General features: G+C 68.0%; 22 protein-coding genes and 1 pseudogene. 12 read left to right on the top strand and 11 right to left on the bottom strand.

Annotated elements, in window-relative coordinates; translation table 11 throughout:
- The first annotated feature begins 162 nt into the window (after nucleotides 1–162).
- From VGH85_06695 to VGH85_06675, 5 genes are all read left to right on the top strand, one after another.
- Nucleotides 163–879 (top strand): alpha/beta hydrolase, encoded by a 717-nt coding sequence (locus tag VGH85_06695; GenBank protein ID HEY2173487.1) that lies wholly within the window; start codon nucleotides 163–165, stop codon nucleotides 877–879.
- On the top strand, nucleotides 876–1,484 hold the full coding sequence (locus tag VGH85_06690) for a sulfite oxidase-like oxidoreductase (protein HEY2173486.1): 609 nt from the start codon (nucleotides 876–878) through the stop codon (nucleotides 1,482–1,484). The genes VGH85_06695 and VGH85_06690 overlap by 4 nt, the downstream gene beginning before the upstream one ends.
- Entirely contained in the window at nucleotides 1,454–2,179 is a 726-nt protein-coding gene (locus VGH85_06685; GenBank protein ID HEY2173485.1) for a ferredoxin reductase, read from the top strand. Before VGH85_06690 ends, VGH85_06685 begins: the two co-directional genes overlap by 31 nt.
- Complete coding sequence (locus VGH85_06680) at nucleotides 2,176–2,331, top strand: hypothetical protein (GenBank protein HEY2173484.1); 156 nt, start codon at nucleotides 2,176–2,178, stop codon at nucleotides 2,329–2,331. Before VGH85_06685 ends, VGH85_06680 begins: the two co-directional genes overlap by 4 nt.
- 185 nt (nucleotides 2,332–2,516) lie before the next feature.
- Nucleotides 2,517–2,801: a hypothetical protein gene (locus VGH85_06675; protein ID HEY2173483.1), complete on the top strand. Its 285-nt coding sequence runs from the start codon at nucleotides 2,517–2,519 to the stop codon at nucleotides 2,799–2,801.
- A gap of 138 nt (nucleotides 2,802–2,939) precedes the next feature.
- Here the strand turns inward: VGH85_06675 and VGH85_06670 are convergent, their stop codons facing one another.
- On the bottom strand, nucleotides 2,940–3,122 hold the full coding sequence (locus VGH85_06670; GenBank protein HEY2173482.1) for a hypothetical protein: 183 nt from the start codon (nucleotides 3,120–3,122) through the stop codon (nucleotides 2,940–2,942).
- A gap of 486 nt (nucleotides 3,123–3,608) precedes the next feature.
- Nucleotides 3,609–4,208: a redoxin domain-containing protein gene (locus tag VGH85_06665; GenBank protein ID HEY2173481.1), complete on the bottom strand. Its 600-nt coding sequence runs from the start codon at nucleotides 4,206–4,208 to the stop codon at nucleotides 3,609–3,611.
- A gap of 389 nt (nucleotides 4,209–4,597) precedes the next feature.
- On the opposite strand from VGH85_06665, the gene VGH85_06660 reads away from it, so the two are divergent.
- The gene (locus tag VGH85_06660; protein ID HEY2173480.1) at nucleotides 4,598–5,104 is read left to right on the top strand and encodes a DUF3237 family protein; all 507 of its coding nucleotides are present in this window, start codon (nucleotides 4,598–4,600) and stop codon (nucleotides 5,102–5,104) included.
- Nucleotides 5,105–5,311: 207 nt separating this feature from the next.
- On the top strand, nucleotides 5,312–8,077 hold the full coding sequence (locus VGH85_06655; protein HEY2173479.1) for a LuxR C-terminal-related transcriptional regulator: 2,766 nt from the start codon (nucleotides 5,312–5,314) through the stop codon (nucleotides 8,075–8,077).
- A gap of 93 nt (nucleotides 8,078–8,170) precedes the next feature.
- On the opposite strand, the gene VGH85_06650 is transcribed toward VGH85_06655, so the two are convergent.
- Complete coding sequence (locus tag VGH85_06650) at nucleotides 8,171–8,887, bottom strand: SDR family oxidoreductase (protein HEY2173478.1); 717 nt, start codon at nucleotides 8,885–8,887, stop codon at nucleotides 8,171–8,173.
- A 251-nt stretch (nucleotides 8,888–9,138) separates the two neighbouring features.
- Between VGH85_06650 and VGH85_06645 the strand changes: the two genes are divergently transcribed.
- Nucleotides 9,139–9,753, top strand: a complete 615-nt coding sequence (locus VGH85_06645) for a muconolactone Delta-isomerase family protein (protein HEY2173477.1) — start codon at nucleotides 9,139–9,141, stop codon at nucleotides 9,751–9,753.
- Nucleotides 9,754–9,970: 217 nt separating this feature from the next.
- Here VGH85_06645 and VGH85_06640 read toward each other — a convergent pair whose 3' ends face one another.
- The gene (locus tag VGH85_06640) at nucleotides 9,971–10,939 is read right to left on the bottom strand and encodes a helix-turn-helix domain-containing protein (protein HEY2173476.1); all 969 of its coding nucleotides are present in this window, start codon (nucleotides 10,937–10,939) and stop codon (nucleotides 9,971–9,973) included.
- A gap of 70 nt (nucleotides 10,940–11,009) precedes the next feature.
- Here VGH85_06640 and VGH85_06635 point away from each other — a divergent pair, with 70 nt between their 5' ends.
- A complete protein-coding gene (locus VGH85_06635; protein ID HEY2173475.1) occupies nucleotides 11,010–12,044 on the top strand; it encodes an EamA family transporter in 1,035 nt (344 codons plus the stop codon).
- A 614-nt stretch (nucleotides 12,045–12,658) separates the two neighbouring features.
- Here the strand turns inward: VGH85_06635 and VGH85_06630 are convergent.
- The 6 genes and pseudogenes from VGH85_06630 to VGH85_06605 all read right to left on the bottom strand — a co-directional run bounded on the left by VGH85_06630 (nucleotide 12,659) and on the right by VGH85_06605 (nucleotide 17,015).
- Nucleotides 12,659–13,375, bottom strand: a complete 717-nt coding sequence (locus VGH85_06630) for an urease accessory protein UreD (GenBank protein ID HEY2173474.1) — start codon at nucleotides 13,373–13,375, stop codon at nucleotides 12,659–12,661.
- A pseudogene (ureG, locus tag VGH85_06625) lies at nucleotides 13,372–13,971 on the bottom strand (urease accessory protein UreG). Before ureG ends, VGH85_06630 begins: the two are co-directional and overlap by 4 nt.
- A gap of 82 nt (nucleotides 13,972–14,053) precedes the next feature.
- The gene (locus VGH85_06620; GenBank protein ID HEY2173473.1) at nucleotides 14,054–14,683 is read right to left on the bottom strand and encodes an urease accessory UreF family protein; all 630 of its coding nucleotides are present in this window, start codon (nucleotides 14,681–14,683) and stop codon (nucleotides 14,054–14,056) included.
- A gap of 4 nt (nucleotides 14,684–14,687) precedes the next feature.
- Nucleotides 14,688–16,412, bottom strand: coding sequence for an urease subunit alpha (locus VGH85_06615; protein HEY2173472.1), 1,725 nt, complete (start codon nucleotides 16,410–16,412; stop codon nucleotides 14,688–14,690).
- On the bottom strand, nucleotides 16,405–16,713 hold the full coding sequence (locus VGH85_06610; protein HEY2173471.1) for an urease subunit beta: 309 nt from the start codon (nucleotides 16,711–16,713) through the stop codon (nucleotides 16,405–16,407). The genes VGH85_06615 and VGH85_06610 overlap by 8 nt, the downstream gene beginning before the upstream one ends.
- Nucleotides 16,713–17,015: an urease subunit gamma gene (locus VGH85_06605; GenBank protein HEY2173470.1), complete on the bottom strand. Its 303-nt coding sequence runs from the start codon at nucleotides 17,013–17,015 to the stop codon at nucleotides 16,713–16,715. Before VGH85_06605 ends, VGH85_06610 begins: the two co-directional genes overlap by 1 nt.
- Before the next feature lie 193 nt (nucleotides 17,016–17,208).
- Here VGH85_06605 and VGH85_06600 point away from each other — a divergent pair, with 193 nt between their 5' ends.
- The 3 genes from VGH85_06600 to VGH85_06590 all read left to right on the top strand — a co-directional run bounded on the left by VGH85_06600 (nucleotide 17,209) and on the right by VGH85_06590 (nucleotide 21,017).
- A complete protein-coding gene (locus tag VGH85_06600; GenBank protein HEY2173469.1) occupies nucleotides 17,209–19,296 on the top strand; it encodes a wax ester/triacylglycerol synthase family O-acyltransferase in 2,088 nt (695 codons plus the stop codon).
- Between the two features lie 226 nt (nucleotides 19,297–19,522).
- Complete coding sequence (locus tag VGH85_06595; GenBank protein HEY2173468.1) at nucleotides 19,523–20,269, top strand: class I SAM-dependent methyltransferase; 747 nt, start codon at nucleotides 19,523–19,525, stop codon at nucleotides 20,267–20,269.
- Nucleotides 20,262–21,017 carry a hypothetical protein gene (locus tag VGH85_06590; protein ID HEY2173467.1) on the top strand — a complete coding sequence of 252 codons (756 nt, stop codon included), beginning with the start codon at nucleotides 20,262–20,264 and terminating at the stop codon, nucleotides 21,015–21,017. The genes VGH85_06595 and VGH85_06590 overlap by 8 nt, the downstream gene beginning before the upstream one ends.
- 53 nt (nucleotides 21,018–21,070) lie before the next feature.
- Here VGH85_06590 and VGH85_06585 read toward each other — a convergent pair whose 3' ends face one another.
- Nucleotides 21,071–22,405, bottom strand: coding sequence for an SPFH domain-containing protein (locus VGH85_06585; GenBank protein HEY2173466.1), 1,335 nt, complete (start codon nucleotides 22,403–22,405; stop codon nucleotides 21,071–21,073).
- Nucleotides 22,406–22,446: the final 41 nt, after the last annotated feature.

Here is a 22,446-nt window from a genome sequence, read left to right as displayed (position 1 = left end):
CCCTGGTGCTTCCACGGGCCTCGCACGCAACATCGGTGCTTCGCTCGGCAGCGCGCAGACACGGGCATCTGACCGGGGCAAACCCCGGGCGCGATCCGGGAACGCCGAGCGCAGCCTGAAACGCGGAGTCACCCAGTCCCTCACAAGCGAAAGTAGGTCCACATGTCCAAACCAACCATCGTTCTCGTCCACGGCGCCTTCGCAGATGCGTCGAGTTGGCGCGCCGTGTACGACAATTTCGTCGACGACGAATACACGGTGTTCGCCGCGGCGGTTCCGCTTCGCGGAGTAGCTGTCGACGCGTCCTACCTCGGAGCAGTCATCGATCAGATCGACGGACCCGTCGTGCTCGTCGGCCACTCGTACGCTGGTTGTGTCATCACGGTCGCCGGCGCGTCCGACAAGGTCACCGGGCTCGTGTATGTCGCTGGCTTCGTGCCGGACGAAGGCGAGACGATCGCTGATCTGCAAGGGCGATTTCCATCGCTCGCGATGGGCAACTTCCTCCAGCCGCGGCCGTTGCCGGACGGTAGCGTCGAGGTGTCGGTCGACCCGTCACGCTTTCACGACATCTTTTGCGCTGACGTCCCCGACGCCGAGGCGGCGTTCATGGCGCACGCACAGCGTGCGCTCGTAGCCAGTGCGTTCGAAGAACCGGCTACTGCCGCCGCATGGCGTGTTAAGCCGTCATGGGCGGTGTTCGGAACAGCAGACCAACCGATCGCGCCTGAGTTGCATCGCTTCTCCTTCGCCCGAGCCGGCTCGAAGGTGAGCGAGGTCGACGGAGCCTCGCACTTGGTGATGCTGTCGCATCCGGACGCCGTCGTCGATGTCATTCGCGAGGCCGTGACAGCGAGCGCGGCAACCGTCGGCACGTGACGACGCCGATCTCGCGCGGCTTCCATGGCCGTCGTAGCGACGGTGACCAGGCGGCGCGCGTGCCGCCGGGCAACTACCTCACACGCGACTTCCCCGTGCTCTCGGCCGGACCGACTCCGCACAACCCGCTCGAGTCGTGGACATTCGACATCCGGGGCGAGGTCGCCGAGCCGAGGACGTGGACGTGGGAGCAGTTCATCGCCCTGCCGAGCGAGCGTGTCACCGTCGACATCCACTGTGTGACGAAGTGGTCGAAGCTCGATACATCGTGGATCGGCGTCTCGCTCGACACCCTGCTGGACGGTGTCTCTTCGAGCGCCGGCTACATCCTCGCGTTCAGCGACGGTGGCTACAGCACGAACATCCCTCTCGACGACGTCCGCGACGGCAAGGCCTGGATCGTCTATGAGTACGAGGACAAGCCGCTCGCTCCCGAACACGGCGGTCCGGCTCGGCTGCTCGTGCCACATCTCTACTTCTGGAAGAGCGCGAAATGGGTGCGCGGGATCGAGCTTCGCCAGGAGGACGCACCGGGGTTTTGGGAGGGCTACGGGTATCACAACTATGGAGATCCATGGAAAGAACAGCGATACACAGACGACTGACCTGGCAGTACGCGAGCGTGGTCGACGTCGTCGCCGAGACAGCACGCACGAAGACCATCGTGCTTCATCCCGGCGACTGGGACGGCCACCTTGCAGGACAGCACGTGGACGTGCGGCTCACCGCCGAGGACGGCTACCAAGCGCAGCGGAGCTATTCGATCGCGTCTGCGCCGGAGGACGAACATCTCGTCCTGACCGTGGAGAAACTCAACGACGGCGAGGTGTCTCCTTACCTGACGGATGAGCTGCGCGCTGGTGACCAGCTCGAGCTGCGCGGCCCGATCGGCGGGTACTTCGTTTGGAAGGAGTCGCTTGGCGGCCCGCTCCTTCTGGTCGGCGGCGGCTCCGGCGTCGTCCCGCTGCGGGCGATGCTCCGCCACCGCCGCGCGAGTGGAAGCGGCGTTCCCGCGCGGCTCCTCTACTCCGCGCGCACGCGGGACGACCTCATCTATCGGCAGGAACTGGGCGGCTTCGACGCGGCGATCACGTTGACGCGCGAGCAGCCCGAGGGGTGGACGGGCCATTCCGGGCGGGTCGGGCGCAAATTGCTGGCCGACGTCGCCTGGCCGCCGGCCGAGCGCCCGCTCGTCTACGTCTGCGGGCCGACAGGATTCGTCGAGGCCGTGGCCGACGCGCTCTTGGCGCTCGGGCACGACCCAGCTCGCATCCGAACGGAAAGGTTCGGTCCGACATGAGCATCGCCGTCTGCTCCCACCGCGACACGATCGAGGTTCCGCACCCGATCATCAGGTCGGCCGAGCCGGGCGAGGACTGGAGCTGGTGCTTCATCGACGACGTCGCGTTCGTCCCGAACGATCGCCCACGACGGCAACGCGATCGACGGTGACGAGGCCTTCGGCACGTCGTCGGTCGTCGCCGGGCGATCGACTACGTGCGCGGCACAGGGCGCGTCGCGCGCTGCCGCGGGTGCAGCGAGCTGCTCTTGGTGCTCGTGACAATCCGCGTCGTCACGTGTGCAGACCTGCGTAGGATCGCCGGATTCGAGATGGAGATCCGATCGAGGAACCGCAAATGATCTGGGAGATCAGGGCCAGCCTGGGCCGGCACGGTCGCGCGAGCGTCGACGGCAGTGGATGGCTGTGGGAGATCAGCCGCGGCGGCCAGGTTGCGTGCGTGACGATCGAGATAAGCGGCGCGGTTTGGTCAACCGATCCGCTGGCTCTGCCCGAAGACACTCGCCGGGCCCTCGAAACGGACGGAAGGACGGAGCTTTTGAAAGTGCTCGGCCACGACGACCCACCTCGCGTCATTCGATGCGGCTCGACCGGCTGTACGTATCCCTCGGCCGCGAAGTAGCTGTTGATCGACGGGGGGGTGCGCCCGGTTCGAGGGCCCGGCGCGGCTACGCCGGCACGCAAGGCGAGCGATCGGCTCCTCCTGCGGCGTGCGCTGGATTGCACTGTCTGCCCGGCGCTTGCGAACCCTCGATGGACGTCACGCGACGTCGAGCCGCTCCTGGACATCCACGGCCTCATTCCTGTGGAAGTGGAGCAAGAAGACGAACTCGGCCGTCAACACTGTGACGGCACGCTCACGCTCGACTTCGATGATGTGAAGGTTCCAGTCGTGGAGCACAAGAATGTCTCCGACCGCGAGGTCTTCTGCGTGGATCCTCATGGTGTGACTCCTGGGCCGAGACGCGACACCGGGACCCGCCGGCTGCCGCCGAGGTGCGAAGCTTGAATCGCACGGGTGAGATCGACCGGAAGCCGGGCCTCGCGATACAGGTCCCGAACCCGGTGGGAACGCATCACCCCGAGGTCGTCGACCTCCACGTTCGCAGGTAACAACGCGTGCCCCACGATGGATTTCGGTTCGCCGGGTCGGGTCATGGGCTGACGATCGCGCTCTTTCGCTCGTGTCGCATCGGGGCAAACGCCGGGCGCGTCCCCCGGGGGTGAGACTGGGCTACCGGCAGTGGACCTGCCGACGCAAGGTGATCTGTAGTGCCTCGATTGCTGCGGCGAGCGCACGTGCGTATCGAAGACACTGTCGAAAGCACCGCCTGCATGCGCTTGGCGAGCCCGGCTGTTGTCCATGCGCCGGCACCTCTTGGTCACCAATGCGGTCATCGAGGGCTGAGTGAATTCCTCGGCTGTCCTGCTACCCGCGCTCGCCTGGCCTGGAACGCAGATCGGCCTGCCTGTACGAGTAGTGCATTGCCTGGTCGCCGGTGTCCCAGTTGTCTCTGAGGCCCCGCGCGCTCAGGTCCCAGTCAGGGCGAATTTCGCGTGTTACCTCGCGGAGATCGCGACATAGCTCGTCAATGGACGGGCGACCCCAGTACCAGTAACCGTTGTAGACAGTGTGGATGACGAGGCCTGGCTTGAGCACGAACGTGTGCGGAATCATCGGGTCGTTGTGCGGGTCGGTGTATTCCTGAATGTCGAGTTCCCTTTGAACCGTGCGGCCGGCGTCAGAGAGGAAGGTCCACTGGGCTCCCACGGAGACGCGGAAGTCATTGATCGTGAAGACGGTGTCGGTCGCAATGGTGACGATCTGGGTGTAGCCAGCGACTATCTGCGGGTAGAAGGCTGCGAGTTGTAGATGTTGCTGGTGGTCCTTCGGGCAGAAGTGACCACGCGAGAGCACGAGAATCATCGGGTCGTCGCCCTGTAGGTCGCTGAGTCGACGCCTGGTCTGTGTGTGGTCGGTCAGCGCGTAGTCAGGAAAGATTCCGCCGGGTGCGATGTCTGCGCGCACTCTTAGCCCTCACTTGATGTCGCGAACACTCGATGCAGGGTGCTTTCCCAGTCTCGACTGGACGTTCGCCGTCTCGGCGTTGTCACCTACTTGGCACTGCCTACGATCGCGCTGCGGGTGGCTTATCGCACCCGTGGAAAGCCCGGGTCCAGCCCTCGTCTCGTCGGTTGATCCTGCGCGCGCGCCGGGCGGGCATCAGTAAGCCGCTCGCGGGCAGGACACCTCGCAGCTTCTCCACGACTCGGGCGGCAGCGTGCCCTTCAACCTGATCAGTTCTCGGCTGCGTCCACCTGATGTCATCTCGTCCGGCCATTGCATCGGCCGATGCGAAGCGCCAGCATGAGGGCAACCGGTATTGGCTTGGCCCGGCTCGGGATGAGGGACAAGGCATGATGTCAACCGATGTACCTAGCTCCGGCGAGCATCCCGTTGATCTGCGCGCAGCCGAACTGCAGATGCCGGGCGAGCTGATTTACGAATACGCCCCCTTAGTCACGGACATCGTCGAGTACGGTACTTCGGCCGACGCCATGTTCGCTGGAGAGACGCCTCCACCGGAAGGCGCGCGGCTCGACCTGACGCTCGAAGGTCCGATCGGAGGGCCAAAGCTGAACGGAACGGTCAAGGGTAAGGACTACCTCTGCTTCCGCGCCGACGGCAAGGCCGAGCTGCACATTCATGCCGAGATCACCACCGACGACGGTAAAAAGATCGCGCTGTTCGCCGACGGTGTCGCGATCGGGCAGCAAGGCTCGCCAGTCTTCCGACTTCGCGAGAACGTCACCCTCACCACAAGCGAGTCAGACTTCGCCTGGCTGAACTCGCTGCAGATCTGGGGGGTGGGCACCGTCGACGTCTCGACCGGCCAGGTCGACCTGAAGGGGTACGCCGTCTGAACTGCTGTCACTCGCCTTACGTGAAACGGCAGCGGGTGGCGCGACGAGTTTCAGCGTCCATATCGCAACGAGCTCCTGCGCACTCGCGGCCGATACGGGGATGACCCATGACACGACCTCAGCGGGCTGAACGTTGCACTCGCACCCGTCGAGGACCACGGTCGCAGCGCTCTTGTTGGGGGGTGTCGTCGCGGCCTAAACTACGAGGTGGCTTCCGGTCGGAAGGCGGCGTTGCTTCTCGGACGGCGCGCCGAATGCGAGGTGCTCGACGGCATGTTGGCCGCCGCGCGCCACCAGCACAGCGCCACATTGGTCATCCGCGGCGAGGCCGGGCTAGGCAAATCCGCACTTCTCGATTACGCAGTCCGATCGGCGCCGGATCTCAAACTTGTGCGAACGGCCGGCGTGGAGTCGGAGTCCGAGCTTGCGTTTGCCGCCCTGCATCAACTGTGCCGGCCGATGCTCGACCTCCTTCACGGGCTACCCAGCCCGCAGCGCGGCGCGCTGATGGTCGCATTCGGTCTGGAGGACGGGCCGGCGCCAGATGGACTGCTGGTTGCACTCGCGACGCTCGGCCTGCTCGCTGAAACAGCCGCGGAGCAGCCGGTGCTTTGTGTCGTAGACGACGCGCATTGGCTCGACCACGCGTCGGCGCAGGCGCTTGGCTTCGTCGGGCGCAGGCTGCTCGCAGAGCCGACCGCGCTGATATTCGCCGCACGAGCTTCGTTCAGCGGTCCTGACCACCTTGCGGGATTGCCCGAACTCCGGCTGCGTGGCCTCGACGACGAGCATGCCAAGGTGATACTGGCATCCGCGACGCCCGGTCTGCTCGACGAGCGGGTCCGGAGTCGAATCATCCAAGAGACACACGGGAATCCGCTGGCGCTGCTCGAGCTCGGCAGGGGGCTAGGAGCGGCCGAGCTCGCTGGCGGGTTCGGCATCCCCATCGCCGCGGATCTGCCGACCTGGATCGAGACCGAGTACGTCGAGCGTTTGAGCCAGCTTCCGGACGAGGCTCAACGCCTGATTCTGATCGCTGCAGCCGAACCGATGGGTGACTCGACCCTGATCCTGCGCGCAGCCCAGGGGCTCGGCATCGACATAAGCGCGGTGCGGGCGGCGAGCCAGAGCGGTCTGCTCGAGATGGGTGCGACTGCGCGCTTTCGCCATCCACTGGTCCGATCCGCGGTGTATCGAGCCGCGCCCCCGGAGGTCCGGAGAGCCGTGCACCAGGCGCTGGCAGCCGCCACCGATCAGGGCGCCGATCCCGACCATCACGCCTGGCACCGCGCGCACGCAGCGGGCGGTCCGGATGAAGAGGTGGCGACCGAGCTCATCGACTCCGCAAGCCGGGCGCTCGGCAGAGGCGGCGTCGCGGCCGCAGCGGCATTCTGGGAACGGGCGGTCGCGCTAACCCCGGACCCGAAGCAGCGCGCTACCCGGGCGCTCGATGCGGCCGAGGCGCACTACGCCGCCGGTGACTTCGAGGCCACGCAAAGGTTGCTGGCCATTGCACAGATCGGACCGCCCGATGATCTGCGCGATGCCGGCGTGGAAAGGATGCGCGCGCAGATCGCATTCGCACTGAGGAGGGGGCGCGACGCGCCGCTTCTCCTGCTCCGCGCCGCCCAGCGACTCGAAACCCTCGACGCGGACGCGGCAAGGCGCGCCTACCTTGAAGCCTTGGTTGCTTCGGTCTACGCCGGCCGACTCGCCAACGAGGAAGATGTCGCAGCGGTCGCCCTGGCAGCGAAGACTGCCCCGCCCGGAACAGATCCGAGTGCGCACCCGGAATTGCTGATCCGAGGGCTCGCAACCCGGTTAACGGACGGCTATGCACCAGCGGCGCCGATGCTCAAGGACGCACTTCGCCTGTATCGAGCGCTGCCGCAGCAGCTGGACTGGATGTGCGTGGCTTACAACTTGGTCGCGATGGACCTGTGGGACGACGAGGCTTGTTTCCAATTGGCCTCTGGACAAGTCCGCCTGGCCCGTGCGAGTGGCACGCTTAGCTGGCTTCCGTTTGCCCTCGACTATCTCGCCGAGCACCTTATCCAGGCCGGCGAGCTCGACCTGGCGAGCGCGTTACTGACCGAGAGCGAGCGGATCGACCCGGGGATCCGAGCCGCGACATTGCCCTATGTCCCGCTCATCCTCGACGCCTGGCGCGGAGACGCTTCGAGCGTCGCCAAGGTCAGCAAGGTGATGGCCAACGGCGCGTCGGCTCGGGGCGAAGGCGCCGCGCTGACCTACGTGGGCTACGCCCAAGCCGTCCTCTACAACGGCCTCGGCAAATACGAGCTTGCTGCCGAGGCAGCCAAGAAGGCCAGCGACGTAAACGAGCTCGTCATCTCACCCTGGGCGCTGCCCGAACTGGTCGAGGCCGCCGCTCGAAGCGGCCAGACCGAGACGGCCGCGGCAGCGCTCGACCGACTTGTTGAGATCGCGCTCGCCACCGGCACCGACTACGCCCTAGGAACCGAGAAGCGATCACGTGCACTGCTGAGTGATGGCGAATCGACCGACGGCTACTACCGGGAAGCGATCGAGCTGCTCGGCCACAGCCGAACCCGGACAGGGTTGGCCCGCACTCACTTGATCTACGGTGAGTGGCTGCGCCGACAGAACCGCCGCATCGACGCTCGAGAACAGTTACGCATCGCATACGACATGCTCACCGCCATGGGTATCCAGGGCTTCGCCGAACGAGCCCGACGAGAGCTGCAGGCCACGGGCGAGACCGTACGCAGGCGCACCGTTGACACCGTCAACGAGCTCACCCCTCAAGAGGCCGAGATCGCCCGGCTCGTATGCGACGGGAACACCAATCCCGAGATCGGCGCCGAGCTGTTCATCAGCGGACGCACGGTCGAGTGGCATCTGAGCAAGGTGTTCGCCAAGGTCGGGGTCAGCTCGCGACGGGAGCTCCGCAGGGCGCTGCTTGACCTGGAGCCCACCGCGTCGCTTCCGTAGATGCCTTCGGCCAGTCCCTGCCGTATCAAAGGTTGCACGTTCCAGGCTCGAGCAGCGATCGGCATGACCGCTCGCGACCGCGCTCACGACAGGTCAGTGACCGGCGCTCTGGCCGCCGTCGATGTGCAGGATCTCGCCGGTAACGAACGGAGCGCTCTCCAGGTACAGCACACCGTCGACGATGTCGCTGATGGTGCCCATGCGGCCCACCGGGTGCAGCCCGGCCAGGCCGTCGTAGGTCTCCGGAGCGTGCATCGGGGTCTGGATGACGCCGGGCGACACCGCGTTGACGCGCACGCCCTGCTTGGCGAACTCGATCGCGAGCGATTTGGTCGCCGACTGCAGGCCGCCCTTGGTGAGCGAGGCCAGTACCGACGGCACGTTGCTGTTCGCGTGGTCGACCAGGCTGGTCGTCACCTGCACCACATGACCGCCGTCGCCCTGGCGCAGCATCTGCGCGATGGCCAACTGCGTGGTAGTGACAAAGCCGGTGAGGTTGACACCTACCAGCGCCTCGTAGTCCTCGGCGGTGTAGTCGGTGAACGACTTGGCCATGAAGATCCCCGCGTTGTTCACGAGTGTGTCGACCCGGCCGAAGTCGCGGACGGCGGAGTCGATCACATTGCGAGCGACGGCCGGATCGGCGATGTCACCGGCGATAGTGACGACGCCGACGTCATCGGATGCCGGGATCGAACGGGAGTTGGCAACGACGGCCCAACCATGTTTGCGGTAGGCCTGCACGAGCGCGGCGCCGATGCCCTGCGACGCGCCGGTGATGACGGCGACTTTCTGGTTGACGGTCGTCACGATGTTGGTCTCGCTTTCGGAGAAAGTGGGCCTGAATGGGGTGGTCCGTCATTCAGCATCGTGCCGCGATTGGCCGGGCGCGCCCGGGGGATGCCCGGGCCGATGCCGGTCCGCCCCGGGGTGCACCCGGGACTGGGCGAGCCGGGTATCGACCCGGGTGTTCCCCGGGTCCGAGGCGTGCAGCGAAACGCGAATATCGATCGCGAGGCCGACTCCGTCGGCACTCCAGCTGAACTCGAGAGGCGCCGACAATGGAGTATCTGGTCACGATGACGACGGTGGTTCCGGAGGGAACCGAAGAGGAGTCAGTTCGGGAAATCCGTAGCCGTGAAGCGGCCCGCTCCCGCGAGCTTGCCGCTCAGGGACACCTGCTCCGTCTGTGGCGCCCTCCCCTGCAGCCGGGCGAATGGCGCACCCTCGGACTGTTCGCCGCCGCCGATGAGGTGGAGCTCGAAGACGTCCTCGCCTCGATGCCACTGCGCGTTTGGCGCTCCGATCAGGTTGTCCCGCTATCGGCCCATCCCAACGACCCGCCGCTGTCGCGAACGGCGACTGCCATGGAGTTCCTGACGACGTTCGAGGTCAGCTTCCCCGACAGTGCGAGCGAGCAGGAGGTCGCCGACATTAAGGCACGCGAAGCCGAGCGGACCCGTGACCTCGCCGAGCAGGGACATCTCCTCCGACTGTGGATGCTGCCGCCCACGCCGGGCAATTGGCGGGCGCTCGGCCTCTGGCAAGCTGCGGATGGGACAGAGATACACGCGATCCTCAAGTCGCTGCCAATGGACAAGTGGATGACCACCCAGACGACCCCGCTCACCGAGCATCCGAACGACCCGGCCAACTCCGGGGCTTTGTCGTGCTGACCATGGGCCGCGGTGGTGGAAGACGGTGCGCGCGTTTCTCGCTGATTCGTCCGGGCGTCCGCTCGGTCGGTTTCGGGCTCCAGACGACGGGTTGTCGTGCGTGATCGGGATCTGCTCCGAGGCGTGGGACCGCCTGTCGGCGAGCCGCACCCGGCCGAACTCCATACGCAACTCGACCGTTCCCGACGTGCACCTGAAGGTTGGTCCCGGTATGGCGTCAGGCTGCGGATCGGGGCCGGAAGGTCTGTCGGTACGGACTGGGGCCGATTTTATTGATCCGAACGAAGTGAGTGCGCAGGCTGGCGGCGGTCCCGAAGCCACACCGTTCGGCGATCCGATCGATCGTGTCGTCGGTGGTCTCCAACAGCTCGCGAGCGCGAGCGACCCGCTCGTGCACCAGCCACTGCAACGGAGTGGTGGCCGTGACGGCGCGGAAGTGACGAAGGAACGTGCGTTGACTCATTGCGGCCACGGCGGCGAGATCGTCGATCGTCAACGGCTCGTCCAGATGCAGCCGGGCCCAGTCCAGCACCGGGCCGAGGCGATCGGAATCGGTGCCGCGGATCGGCGAGTCGATGAATTGGGCCTGCCCGCCTTCGCGGTGCGGTGCGATGACCATCCGTCGGGCCAGCGCGTTGGCGACGCGGCTGCCGTGATCGAGCCTGATCAGGTGCAGGCACAGGTCGAGGCCGGCGCATTCGCCGGCGGAGGTGAAGATCTGATCGTCCTGGGTGTACAGCACATTCGGGTCGAGACGCACGGCGGGCCAGCGGCGGGTGAGTTCGTCGCCGTGCATCCAGTGCGTGGTCGCCCGGCGACCGTCGAGCAGACCGGCCGCGGCGAGGGTGAACGCGCCGGTGCAGATGGACGCGGTTCGCGCGCCCCGGGCATGGGCAGCGCGCAATGCCTCGAGCAGTTCCGGCGGCGGGTCCCCCTGCAGGTCGGCGCACGCGGGCACGATGACGGTGTCCGCCTCGGCGAGCTCGGCCAGCCCGCGACCCTCATCCAGCCGCAGCCCCTCCGCGGTACGCAGCGGTTCGTCCTGTCCGGCACACAACACCACCTCGTACCACCAGGGCACAGGGAAATCCTGGCGGGTTCGTCCGAACACCTCGCACGCGACCGCGGCCTCAAAGATCGGAACGTTGGACGTGAGCGGGACAACAACGCGATGCGGAACCTGCATGGCGTGAATCTACCTCAATATGGCGTTCCCGCCACTGCTGCCCACGCGGCATTCCGGCGAGGGTGAGGGCATGAGCATTGAGACCGCCACGGCGCGACCGCCGAATCTGCTCGGCTGGGCCGCGCTGGTCGTGGTCTATGTCGTGTGGGGATCGACCTACCTCGCCATCCGTGTCGGCGTGCGCGACCTGCCACCGCTGACCATGGCCGGGGTCCGCTACCTCGCCGCGGGCGTACTTCTGTACCCGATCGCAGTACGCACCGGAGGCCCGACCGTGCGGCGGACCGACAAGCCGGGCGGGCGTCAGTGGCTGGGTGCCGCGCTGGTCGGGCTGCTACTGCTGGTCCTCGGCAACGGTGGCCTGAGCATCGGTGAACAGAGCCTGGACTCCGGATTCGCCGCCGTCCTTGTGGCCACCGTGCCGCTATGGATGGTGCTGCTGGCGTGGCCGATCGACCGCACCCGACCCACCCGCCGGTCCCTTACTGGTCTGGCCGTCGGCCTCGTCGGTGTCGCGGCCCTGGCCGGTGTCGGCTCGACCTCGGGCCACCTGGCCGGTATCGCCGTCGTGCTCGGGGCCTCCGCAGCGTGGGGACTCGGATCGGTGCTCGCCCGCCGCTTGGCGCTTCCCCGCCGGGCACTGGTCGCCGCAGCGGCCGAGATGATCACCGGCGGTGTCCTGTTGCTGATCGCCGCCGCGATCCATGGCGACTACAGCGGCATCCGCTGGTCGCACGTCCCCACTAGCGGCTGGCTGGCTCTGCTCTATCTGATCGGCCCTGGATCGGTGCTCGCCTTCACCGCCTACGGATACGCCCTTTCCCACCTGCCGCTGGCGACGGTGTCCACGTACGCCTACGTCAACCCGGTCGTAGCCGTCCTGCTCGGTGTCACGATCCTCGGCGAACCGCTCACCACCGTTGAACTGGTCGGGACCGGCCTCGTCGTCGCCTCGGTAGTGCTCACCCTGCGACGCCGCATCCCGCTCGACGACCCCAAGCACGAAACGCCACCCGCCCCTCAGAGGCCCGCCGCCATGATCACGAGCATGGACCTGCCGCCGGATGCCGGCAGACCCGGTGACCGGGCGCGGGTGGGCTCATGACCCCGACCAGTCCGGCGCAGCCATCAGCGAACGCGGGCAAGCGGATCCTCTTTTACGAGACACGGCGGGGCACAGACCTTCGACCCTCAATCCGATAACGGCGCCGAAGACACGTCCGTGGCGTTCGCGTCGTCCTCCCCCAGGCGCTGCGGCGAGCGACTTCCGCCGTGCCATTCGGGCAACGGCGAAGCGCGCACGAGCGATGCCACATCGCCTGCCGGGTGCCACCGACGCGGCAAGAACACGTGGAGACCGCGGGTCTTCAAGCTGCGCAGGAATGCCGTCCAGAACGCGCCGTCCTCGCGGCCCTTACCGACTCAACGCCAGTGTTTGAGGGTGTTGGGCGAGACTCCAGGAGTTCCGCAGCCTCGCGTTCCCCGAGCGGTCGCTCGAACTCTCGCGCCAACTCAGTCATTTCGATCTCACCGGCCCCTCGGTGTGCTCTCACACGGACGGGCTGACCCGTCCGGGAAAGTCGGTGCCGGGGCCGCTACCGGTGGGTGGGATCTGTACCAAATCTGTACCGGACCACTTACCGAGATGCCTGTTGGATGACTAAGAGATGACCAGTGCGCGGCGTTCCCGGGTGCCGCAACCCCCATATCCCCGTCCCATCAGGCCCCTATTGCGACGGCCGCGCGCAGCGCTTGGAGGTCGTTGGCGGCGGCGGCGGCGTCCGCTGCCAGGACGGTGATCAGCACGGCGTCGTCGGCGAGCTTGGCTGCCGCTGCTGTGGCGTGCCGGACGACTGTTCGCGCCGCGAGGCCCGGCCCGGTGAGCAGGCACGACGCGAGCACCCGGCGGCCGGCGAGCAGCAGGCCGGGCTCGCCGGTGAGGTCGACGCTCTGCCGCAGAAGGGGCGTCCCGTCGCGGACGACGTCCCAGCGGATCAGGGCGCGGCCCAGCGGCTCGGCGCTGCGTCCGAGCACGACGACCTCGCGCCAGTCGAGCCGTGCGGTCGCCGCGACGGTTATCGACACCTCCACGTGCGTCCGGGCGCCTGCGGCAACGATGAGCGGACCCGTGTCTCCGGTGAGCGTGGCCTGCTCGCCGAGCACCAACTCGGTCCGGCAGGTGGACACGCAGTCGGCATCCCGTCCTTGTGCGAGTTGTGCGCCGGCTGCAGTGATGGTGGCCCGCGCACCGGGCAGCGCGGTCACGCGGAGCGTCCGCTCGTCGCCGGCCAGTGGCCCGGCCGCCGAGCCGACGAGGCACAGCGCGCACGTGCCCTCCTGCTCGGCACGGACCTGGCGAAGCGTCAACGGCGGCTCGCTGCGCACCTCGGCCAGCACCCCGTTCGCGGCGACGGTCGCGTGCGCGGTCGCGATCAAGGTCGGCCCGGGATGAGGCAGGTCTCGCGGACCCAGGTCGCGACGTCGGTGGCGAGCGGGTCGGCGGTCAGCGAGGTGAACACCACCGGGCGGCCGTCGCGCACGGCTGCGGCGTCGCGCTGCATAACGCCGAGATCGGCGCCGACCAGTGACGCCAGGTCGGTCTTGTTGATGACGAGCAGGTCCGAGCGGGTTACGCCCGGCCCGCCCTTTCGCGGGACCTTGTCGCCGCCGGCCACGTCGACGACGAAGATCTGGCGGTGGACCAGGCCGTAGGAGAACGTTGCGGTGAGGTTGTCTCCGCCGCTCTCGAGGAGGACGAGGTCGAGCTCCGGGTAGTCGGCTTCGAGCGCCTCGACCTCGTCGAGGTTGGCGCTGATGTCGTCGCGGATTGCGGTGTGCGGGCAGGCGCCGGTCTGCACGGCGCGGATCCGCTCAACGGGCAAGACGGCGGCGCGACGCAGGAAGTCGGCGTCCTCGGTGGTGTAGATGTCATTGGTGACGACGCCGATCGTCAGCTCGTCGGCGAGTGCGCGGCACAGCGCGGCGACGAGCGCGGTCTTTCCGCTGCCGACCGGCCCGCCGATACCGATCCGAGGGACGCGGGAACGGGCCGGGGCGCCTCCGGCCGGATGGGCGTGTGAGTGGTGGTCGTTGTGCCGCGGTGGCCGCAGCCAGTCAGGACGCAAAGAGACGCACCTCCGCGGTGTGGTGGAGATCGGCGAGCAGGTCGAGTGCGGGTGCGCTGTCGGCGCGCAGCTCACCGCCGGACAGGGGTATGGCGGCGATCTCGCAGGCGAGGCGGGCGAGCATCGCCTGTACGGCGAACGGGTCGAGGCCGAGCAGTCGAACGGCGGCGCTGGCCGGGACGGTGATCGTGCCGAGTGCCGCGGCCCTGGCGGCGAGATCGGGTGTGCCACCGGCCGCTGCGACCGCCGCGCCCAGCACGAGCGGGTGGTGTACGGCCGGCAGCTCGCAGCCGGGCAGCATGGCGCAGACCAGGCGGCGCAGCCCCTTGCCGAGTTGCCGGGATGCGGCACGCAGCGCCTCGGACGGCATGCGCGCCTCGAACTCGGCGTCGAGAGCGTGCCACGCCGACGTCGGAGCGTGCGGGCCGAGCGCACAGGCGTTCGCCGCGAAGTCGGCGGCGACCAGCCCGGCCGTGCGCAGTCGGGTCCGGCAGAACTGCTCGACGTCGACGAGGTCGTGCACGAGGCCGTGCACGATGGCCGGCTCCATCCCGCTCGAGTGCGAGTGCGCGCCCGCCGGGGACCGCGAGTCGAGCAACAGCAGCAGGAGCGCGTCCATTGACTCAGAACAGGAAGTAGCGCTGCGCCATCGGCAGCTCGGTCGCCGGGTCGGGTTCGATGCGCTCGCCGTCGACGTGCACCGCGAACGTCTCTGGGTCGACGTCGATCGAGGGCAGCGCATCGTTCTGCGGCAGGTCGGCCTTGGTCAGCCGGCTCACGTCACGGATCGGCACCAACGGGCGCTCGCTCGACCAGCGTGCGGCCAGCCCGTCGTCGAGTGCGGCGGGCGCGACGAACTGCAACCCGAGTCGCGCCGACATCCCGCCGTACGCTCCGAACATCGGCCGTGGCAGCTGCGGCTGCGGCGTCGGGATGGAGGCATTGGCGTCGCCCATGTTCGCGTGGGCGATCACGCCGGCCTTGAGCACGAGATGCGGCCGGACGCCGAAGAACGCCGGCTCCCAGAGCACGAGGTCGGCGAGCTTGCCCGGCTCGACAGAGCCAATTTCGGTGTTCAAGCCGTGGGTTACCGCCGGCGCGATGGTGTACTTCGCGACGTAGCGACGCGCGCGCAGGTTGTCCGCGGCACCATCTCCGGGTAGCGCGCCTCTGCGGCGCTTCATGACATGCGCGGTCTGCCAAGTGCGGATGATCGTCTCCCCGACCCGGCCCATCGCCTGCGAATCGGAGCCGATCATCGAGATCGCACCGAGGTCATGCAGGACGTCCTCGGCAGCCATCGTCGACGGACGGATGCGCGACTCGGCGAAGGCAAGGTCCTCGGGGATCGACGGCTTGAGGTGGTGGCAGACCATCAGCATGTCGAGGTGCTCGTCGAGGGTGTTGATCGTGTACGGCCGCGTCGGGTTGGTCGAGGAAGGCAGCACGTTGCTGTGTGCGGCCACCCGGATGATGTCCGGCGCGTGCCCACCGCCGGCACCCTCAGTGTGGTAGGTGTGGATCGTCCGGCCGGCGATCGCGGTCAGCGTGGATTCCAGATAGCCGGCCTCGTTGAGCGTGTCGGTGTGGATCGCGACCTGCACGCCGGCCCGCTGCGCGACGGTGAGGCAGGCGTCGATCGCGGCCGGCGTGGTGCCCCAGTCCTCGTGCAGCTTGAAACCGGCGGCTCCGGCGCGCAGCTGCTCCCACAGGCCTTCGCTGCTGACCGTGTTGCCCTTGCCGAGCAGTGCAACGTTGACCGGCCACTCGGTCAGCGCCCGCATCATCATCGCGATCCAGAACCCACCTGGGCTGACCGTGGTGGCCTTCGTCCCCTCCGCCGGGCCCGTGCCGCCACCGATCAGCGTGGTGATGCCGGCCGAGAGCGCGACCGGCAGTTGCTGCGGCGCGATGAGGTGGACGTGGCTGTCGACCCCGCCGGCGGTCAGGATCAAGCCATTGCCGCCGATGATCTCGGTCGACGGCCCGATCACGAGTCCGGGGGTTACACCGTCCATCGTGTCCGGGTTCCCGGCCTTCCCGAGCGCGACGATGCGGCCGTCCCGGACGCCGACGTCCGCCTTGATCACGCCCCAGTGGTCGAGGACAACCACGCCGGTGAGCACGAGGTCCGGCGTTCCGTCGGCACGCGTCGCGCGCGACTGGCCCATCGACTCACGGATCACCTTGCCGCCACCGAACACCGCCTCGTCGCCGGCGAGCGCCCCCGGCCCACCGCAGCGGTCCTCGGTGACCTCGATCAGCAGGTCGGTGTCGGCAAGCCGGATGCGGTCGCCTGTCGTCGGTCCATACAGCTGGGCATACCGCGCACGCGAGAGCTCAGCCATCCAGCGGTCCGCTGTGTTCTGGACGTAGCCCGGGGATGACGCGTCGGCCGGCGACTGCGACGAGCGTGACCCGCCGCGTCATGCCCGGCTCGAACCGGGTCGACGTACCTGCCGGTATGTCGAGCCGGAAGCCGCGCGCCGCGGCTCTGTCGAACTGAAGCGCCGGATTGGCGGCCGCGAAGTGGTAATGCGAGCCGACCTGGACAGGGCGGTCGCCGGTGTTCTCGACCGTGATCTCGATGCGTGCACGCCCCACGGCGAGCTGGATCGTGCCGACCGCAGTCCAGACCTGGCCCGGGATCACGGAATCGGCCCATGCAGCGTGACCAGCTTCGTGCCGTCCGGGAACGTAGCCTCGACCTGGACGGACTCGATCAGCTCCGCAACGCCGGGCAGCACGTCGTCGCGGGCGAGCACGTGCCGGCCGGCCTGCATGAGGTCGGCGACGCTGCGTCCGTCCCGCGCGCCCTCGAGCACGAAGCAGGTCAGGATCGCGACCGCCTCGGGATGGTTGAGCTTGAGCCCGCGGTCCCGGCGCCGGCGCGCAACGTCGCCGGCCAGAGTTATCAGCAGCCGCTCCTGCTCATGCTGGGTGAGGCGCATGAGTGCACGCTATGCCCGGCGAGTTACAGCTCGATGACATGCCTCGGGGTCAGTCCCGACAGTCCCGCGTCGGGGCCAGGCTCGCGAACACAGCCGATGCAGGACTCGGCCGTGATCCGGCCCCGCTGCGTGCTTACCTCTCCGACATCGTGGTCTGACCTGCCGGCAACACAGCCTGGGCAGCCTCGGCAGTATGGACGGCGCGCAGATCCCAGACCTTCTCGGCACCGGCCGGCTCTGGCTGATCCGGGTCGAGCTGAGCGATCATCCGGGTGCGCTGGCTGCACTGGCCGTTCAGCTGGCCGACCACGGCTGCAACCTGCTGGCGCTGTCCGTGCTGCCGGTCCCCAGCCCGCCGGGAACCGGCCACCCGTTGGTGATCGATGACCTGGTCCTGCGCGTCCCGCCGGCTTTGGGCCGCGACCAGTTGGCTGCTCTGATCGACAACGCCGGTGGCCGCTGTGTGGGAGTGGTGCCGGCAGGCGTTGAAGAGCTGCTGGATATGCAGACGGCGGCATTGCGGGCCGCGACGCAGACCGTGACCGACGAGAACAGGCTGGCCGATGCGCTGCGTCGGCTGCTGTCCGCAGACTCGGTCCGGCCGGTGACCGCGGCCGGGCCGCGCGGCGGCCGGCCAGCCCCGATCAGGCTCGAGCGCAACGGTCACTGCGCCGTGATCACCGATCGTGCCGGGCACAGCCTGCTCGCGACACGCCAGTGGGGCCCGTTCACCGACGTGGAGCTGGCTCGCGTCCCGGCGCTGCTCGACCTCCTTGCCGCGGCGCACCGAGTGGAGGACGCCTCCGCACCCGAGGTGCCGGCGGCCCGACGCAGACTGAGCGCCCTGGACGTGCAGTTCCTCAACGCCGAGAGCCGGACGGCCCCGACGCACGTCGGTGTCCTGATCATGCTCGACCCGGCCACCGCTCCCGGCGGTCAGGTCACCGTGGAGAGCCTGCGGGCATTGCTGGCGGCGCGGCTTCATCTGGTCCCGGCGCTGCGTTGGCGGTTGCACCTCGTGCCGTTCGGCCTGGGCCTGCCGTACTGGATCGACGTGGCCACGCCGGACCTGGACGACCACGTCACGGAGGTCCGGGTTGCCGCTCCGGGTGACGAGGTTCAATTGGGCGAGGCCGTGGCGCGCCTCGCGCAGGAGCCGTTGGAGCGCGACGTCCCGCTCTGGCAGATCTACCTATTGCACGGCCTGGCCGGGGGCCACCAGGCCGTGTACGCGAAGGTGCACCACGCGGTGGTCGACGGAGTGTCCGGCGCCGATGTCCTCGGCGTGCTCTTCGACCTCGACCCGCAACCGCGCGACGTACCGCCGCCTCGCCAAGCGCCCCGTCCCGAGCGTGAACCGGGGCCGGCCGAGATGCTGCGCCAGACATTGACACACAGCAGCGGCCAGGCACTGTCACTTGCCCGCGCTGCGCGGTCGGCAGCCGTGCCGGACCTGGCGCGGCTGGCGGCAACCTCGCGCTTGCACCGCGCTCCAGCTACCCCGTTCAACGATCCGCTCACCGCACGCCGGGCGTTCGCGTTCATCTCGCTGCCACTGGCCGAGATCAAGCTGGTCAGGGACGCCCTCGAACTCACCCTCAACGACGTCGCGCTGGCCCTGTGCACCGGCGTCCTACGACGCTGGCTGCACGATCAAGGCACACTGCCCGCCCGCCCGCTCGTCGCTGCGATCCCGGTATCGGTACGCAGCCCCGAGCAAATCGGCACCGCCGGCAACCAGATCTCGCTCATGCTCACCGACCTGCCGACCCACATCGGCGACCCGGCGGACCGCATCGACGCGCTGCGCACGGCAGTGCGCGACGCGAAGTCCCGCTTCGCGCAGCGCCCGCCGCGACTGCTACACCACGCCGCCGCGGCAATCCCGCAACTGCTGCACGGCACGGCGACGCGACTGCTCGTACGCGCCGCGCGGCTCGCGCCGCCACTGTGCAACCTGCTCGTCTCCAACGTGCCCGGCCCGCAAGTGCCGCTCTACGCCGCCGGCGCCCGGGTAACCGCCACCTACCCCGTCTCCGTGATCAGCGACATCAGCGGCGGCGTGAACATCACAGTCATGTCCTACAACGGCCACATCGACATCGGCATCATCACCTGCCCGGACATCGCCGCCGATCCCTGGACACTGGCCGAGCACTTCACCACCGCACTCGCCGAGCTGAGCGGCGTAGCCAAATCGGGGAACAGCACGGACGGTTCCGCACCGGAGGCCGCGCCGATGAGCCGCGCCGTCCCGGCCGGGTCGCGGCCACGTGCTTGATCGCGTAGAGAGCCGGCATCAGCCCACCGACCGCCGGCAGAACGCGCCGTCCGGCATCGCGGCCCGGCGACGGCCGTTCGTGCCGGGCGCGGCCCGATCACCTCAGTGACGGCGGCGCAGATTTGGTCGGCGCAGCGGCGGTGCTGCCGGCGGGCCCGGCGCCTACGATGACGGCGTCGAAGTGCGGCATGGCGGGGTGCCTTCCCATGAGTGAGGGGAGTGCGAGTTGAGTTCGTTGAGACGTTCGAGAACTGCGCCGAACGAGTTCGCCCGCGAGTTATTCGACGGGCTGGCCGGTCGGTACGACCTGCTGGCCGAGGTGCTCTCGTTCGGCCAGAACCGCCGCTGGCGTGCGGCGATGGTCGACGCGGTGGCCGGGATGGATCGACCCCCGCGGCGAGTGCTCGATGTGGCCACCGGGACCGGTGGCGTGGCCCTCATGCTGAGCGACCGTACCGCGGCCTCGGTCACCGGGGTTGATCTCACCGAGCAGATGCTGCGCCGTGGCCGCGAGCGGATTATCCAGCGGGGCAAGGCCGATCGCATCAGCCTGCTCGTCGCACGCGGTGAGCAGTTGCCGTTTCCTGAGGACACGTTCGACGCGCTGACCTTCACCTATCTGTTGCGCTACGTAGCGGACCCGGCGGCGACGATGCGGGAGTTGGCGCGTGTCGTGCGCCCGGGCGGGTACGTTGCCAACCTCGAGTTCGCGGTGCCCGCCAAACCTTGGTGGCGCGTCAGTTGGGTCGGTTACACCCGCGTTGTGCTGCCGTTGGCCGGGCTGCTGACCGGTGGGCGGGAATGGTACGAGGTGGGTCGTTTCCTCGGCCCGTCGATCAGCGGGTTCTACGAGCAGTACCCCGTCGGGCGGCTGCAGGAGATGTGGCGTGCCGCCGGGCTGGAGGCGGTCACGAGCCGGGCGATGAGCCTCGGCGGTGGGCTCGTTATGTGGGGGCGCAAGGTCGATGGTTGACCGCCTGGCGTCGCCCGGCGCCGCGTTCTACGGGCGCCGCGGCGGAAAACGAGCGGACTGGTGGACGTTGCTCCACCCGCCATACACGCTGTGGCACCTCAGCTACGTCGTCATGGGAGCGGCCCTCGCGCCGCGCCTGTCCTGGACGGTGCTCGCCAGCACAGTCTTCGCTTTTTTCCTCGCGGTCGGTCTCGCCGCGCACGCTCTCGATGAGCTGCATGGGCGTCCGCTCGGCACCGCAATCAGTACCCGGACCTTGTGGATCGTCACGTCGGTAAGCCTGGCCGGCGCGGTGCTGCTCGGCGCTCTAGCAGTGCCGTACAGCGGCCCGCTGCTCCTTCCCTGTATCGCGCTCGGCGTGATCCTGGTGGTGGGCTACAACCTCGAACTGTTCGGCGGCCACCTGCACACCGACGTGGGTTTCGCCGCCGCGTGGGGAGGCTTCCCGGTCCTGGTCGGCTTCGTGGCCCAATCACCGCCGCTGACCCGACCGGTCACTGCAGGTGCGCTTGTCCTGGCCCTCGCCGCCACCGGCCTGTCCTATGCACAACGGCGACTCAGTACGCCTGCTCGCGTACTTCGACGCCGCGCCACCACAGTCCGCGGCGTGATCACCCTGTCCGACGGCACGCAGCACACCCTGGACCGAACCACACTCCTGGCTCCCCTCGAAACTGCGCTCAAGACCCTCTCGATCGCCATGCCGCTCCTCGCGCTTGCGCTGATACTTCCGCACACACACACGTGAGCAAGATGTGCATCCGTGCCATGCTGGTCGGGCGCCGGGCGCCCACGCAGCAATCACAACCTGAGCGCCGGCGAGGTCGGGGTAGCGCCGTTGGAGTTGCTCGGCCCGGCTAAGCCCTGCTTGATCGAGTCCAGGATGGCCAGACCTTGACCGACCAGTGATGACACGACTTCGGTCACTCCCTCGGATCCGTTGAGCACGGTCAGGTGGGAGCCGGCCAAACCCTGTGCGGCCTTCTCCACGATGAGCGGGAGTTGGGCGATGAGTTGTTGATCGAGTGCAATGCGGTTGTGCGACTGGGCCGCCTCGGCCAGGATCTTGGTCCGCTCGGCGTCGGCTGCGGCCAGGATCTTGACTCTATCCGCGTCGGCTTCGGCCGGGCGTACGACGGTGGAGACGAGCGTTTGGCGAGTCAGTTCGGCCTCTTGCTGGGCTAGACCCGTTTGGGCGTCGATTACTTGCTGCTGCGCCACGGCGTGGGCGAGAGGTCCGGATTGGTCTGCTTTGGCTTGAGCCGCTTGGGTTTCGGCTGCGAACGTAGCTTTGGCGACCGCGGTTTGGCGGGCGAAGTCGGCCTGGTTGCGGTCGGATTCCTGCTGTGCTTCGGCAGCTATCTGGGCAGCCTTGGACCGGGTGACTGCGGTCTCGGCCTCGTAGTTGGCCTGGTTGCGAGCCGACGCCTGGGCGGCGGCCGCCGCGGTGGCTGCGGCCGAGGACTTCGCTGCTTCCACGTCGGCCGCGTACTGGGCTTGGACCACCTCGGTTTGGCGGGCGTATTCGGCCTGAGCTCGCAGGGACGCCTGGTGTGCCTCGGCGGCGGCCTGATCGGCCTGCGAGGCTGCGACCTTTGCTGCTCGCTGGATAGCCGCGTTGTGCGGTGCCGCCATTGCCGCGACGTATCCCAGACCCATGTCATCGATCGACTGGATCTGGAGCGCGTCGACCGTGAGACCGATCCTGGCCATCTCCCCCTTGGATCCGTCCAGCACCTCGAACGCGAGCTTCTGCCGCTCGGTGACGATCTCCTCGACAGTCATCGAGCCGATGATCGAGCGGAGGTGACCCGAGAAGATCCGACCGGTCAGTACCGACATCTGGGACTGGTCGGATAGGAATCGCTGCGAGGCGTTGACAATGGACTCCGTGTCATTGCCCACCTTGAAGGCGATGACGGCTTTGACCTTGAGCGCGATGCCCTGCTTCGTCACGCAGTTCTCTTCGACCTCGGCCTCGGACATCGACAAGGTGATGAACCGCGCCTTACGAAACATCGGCGTGACGTAGGCGCCTCGTCCGGTGACCACCCTGAACGGTGCGTCGGAGGCCGTGGCCTTGCCCCCCGAGATCAGCATCGCTTCGTCTGGTGCGGGAACGTGGTATCCGAACATTGGCGTACTCCTTATTTCAGGTGATGGCTATTTCAGTTCGA

This window comes from Mycobacteriales bacterium, from assembly GCA_036497565.1.
Lineage (GTDB): Bacteria > Actinomycetota > Actinomycetes > Mycobacteriales > QHCD01 > DASXJE01.
The sequence above is the reverse complement of the archived record's forward strand: the minus strand, read 5'-3'. Positions and strand labels throughout refer to the sequence as shown.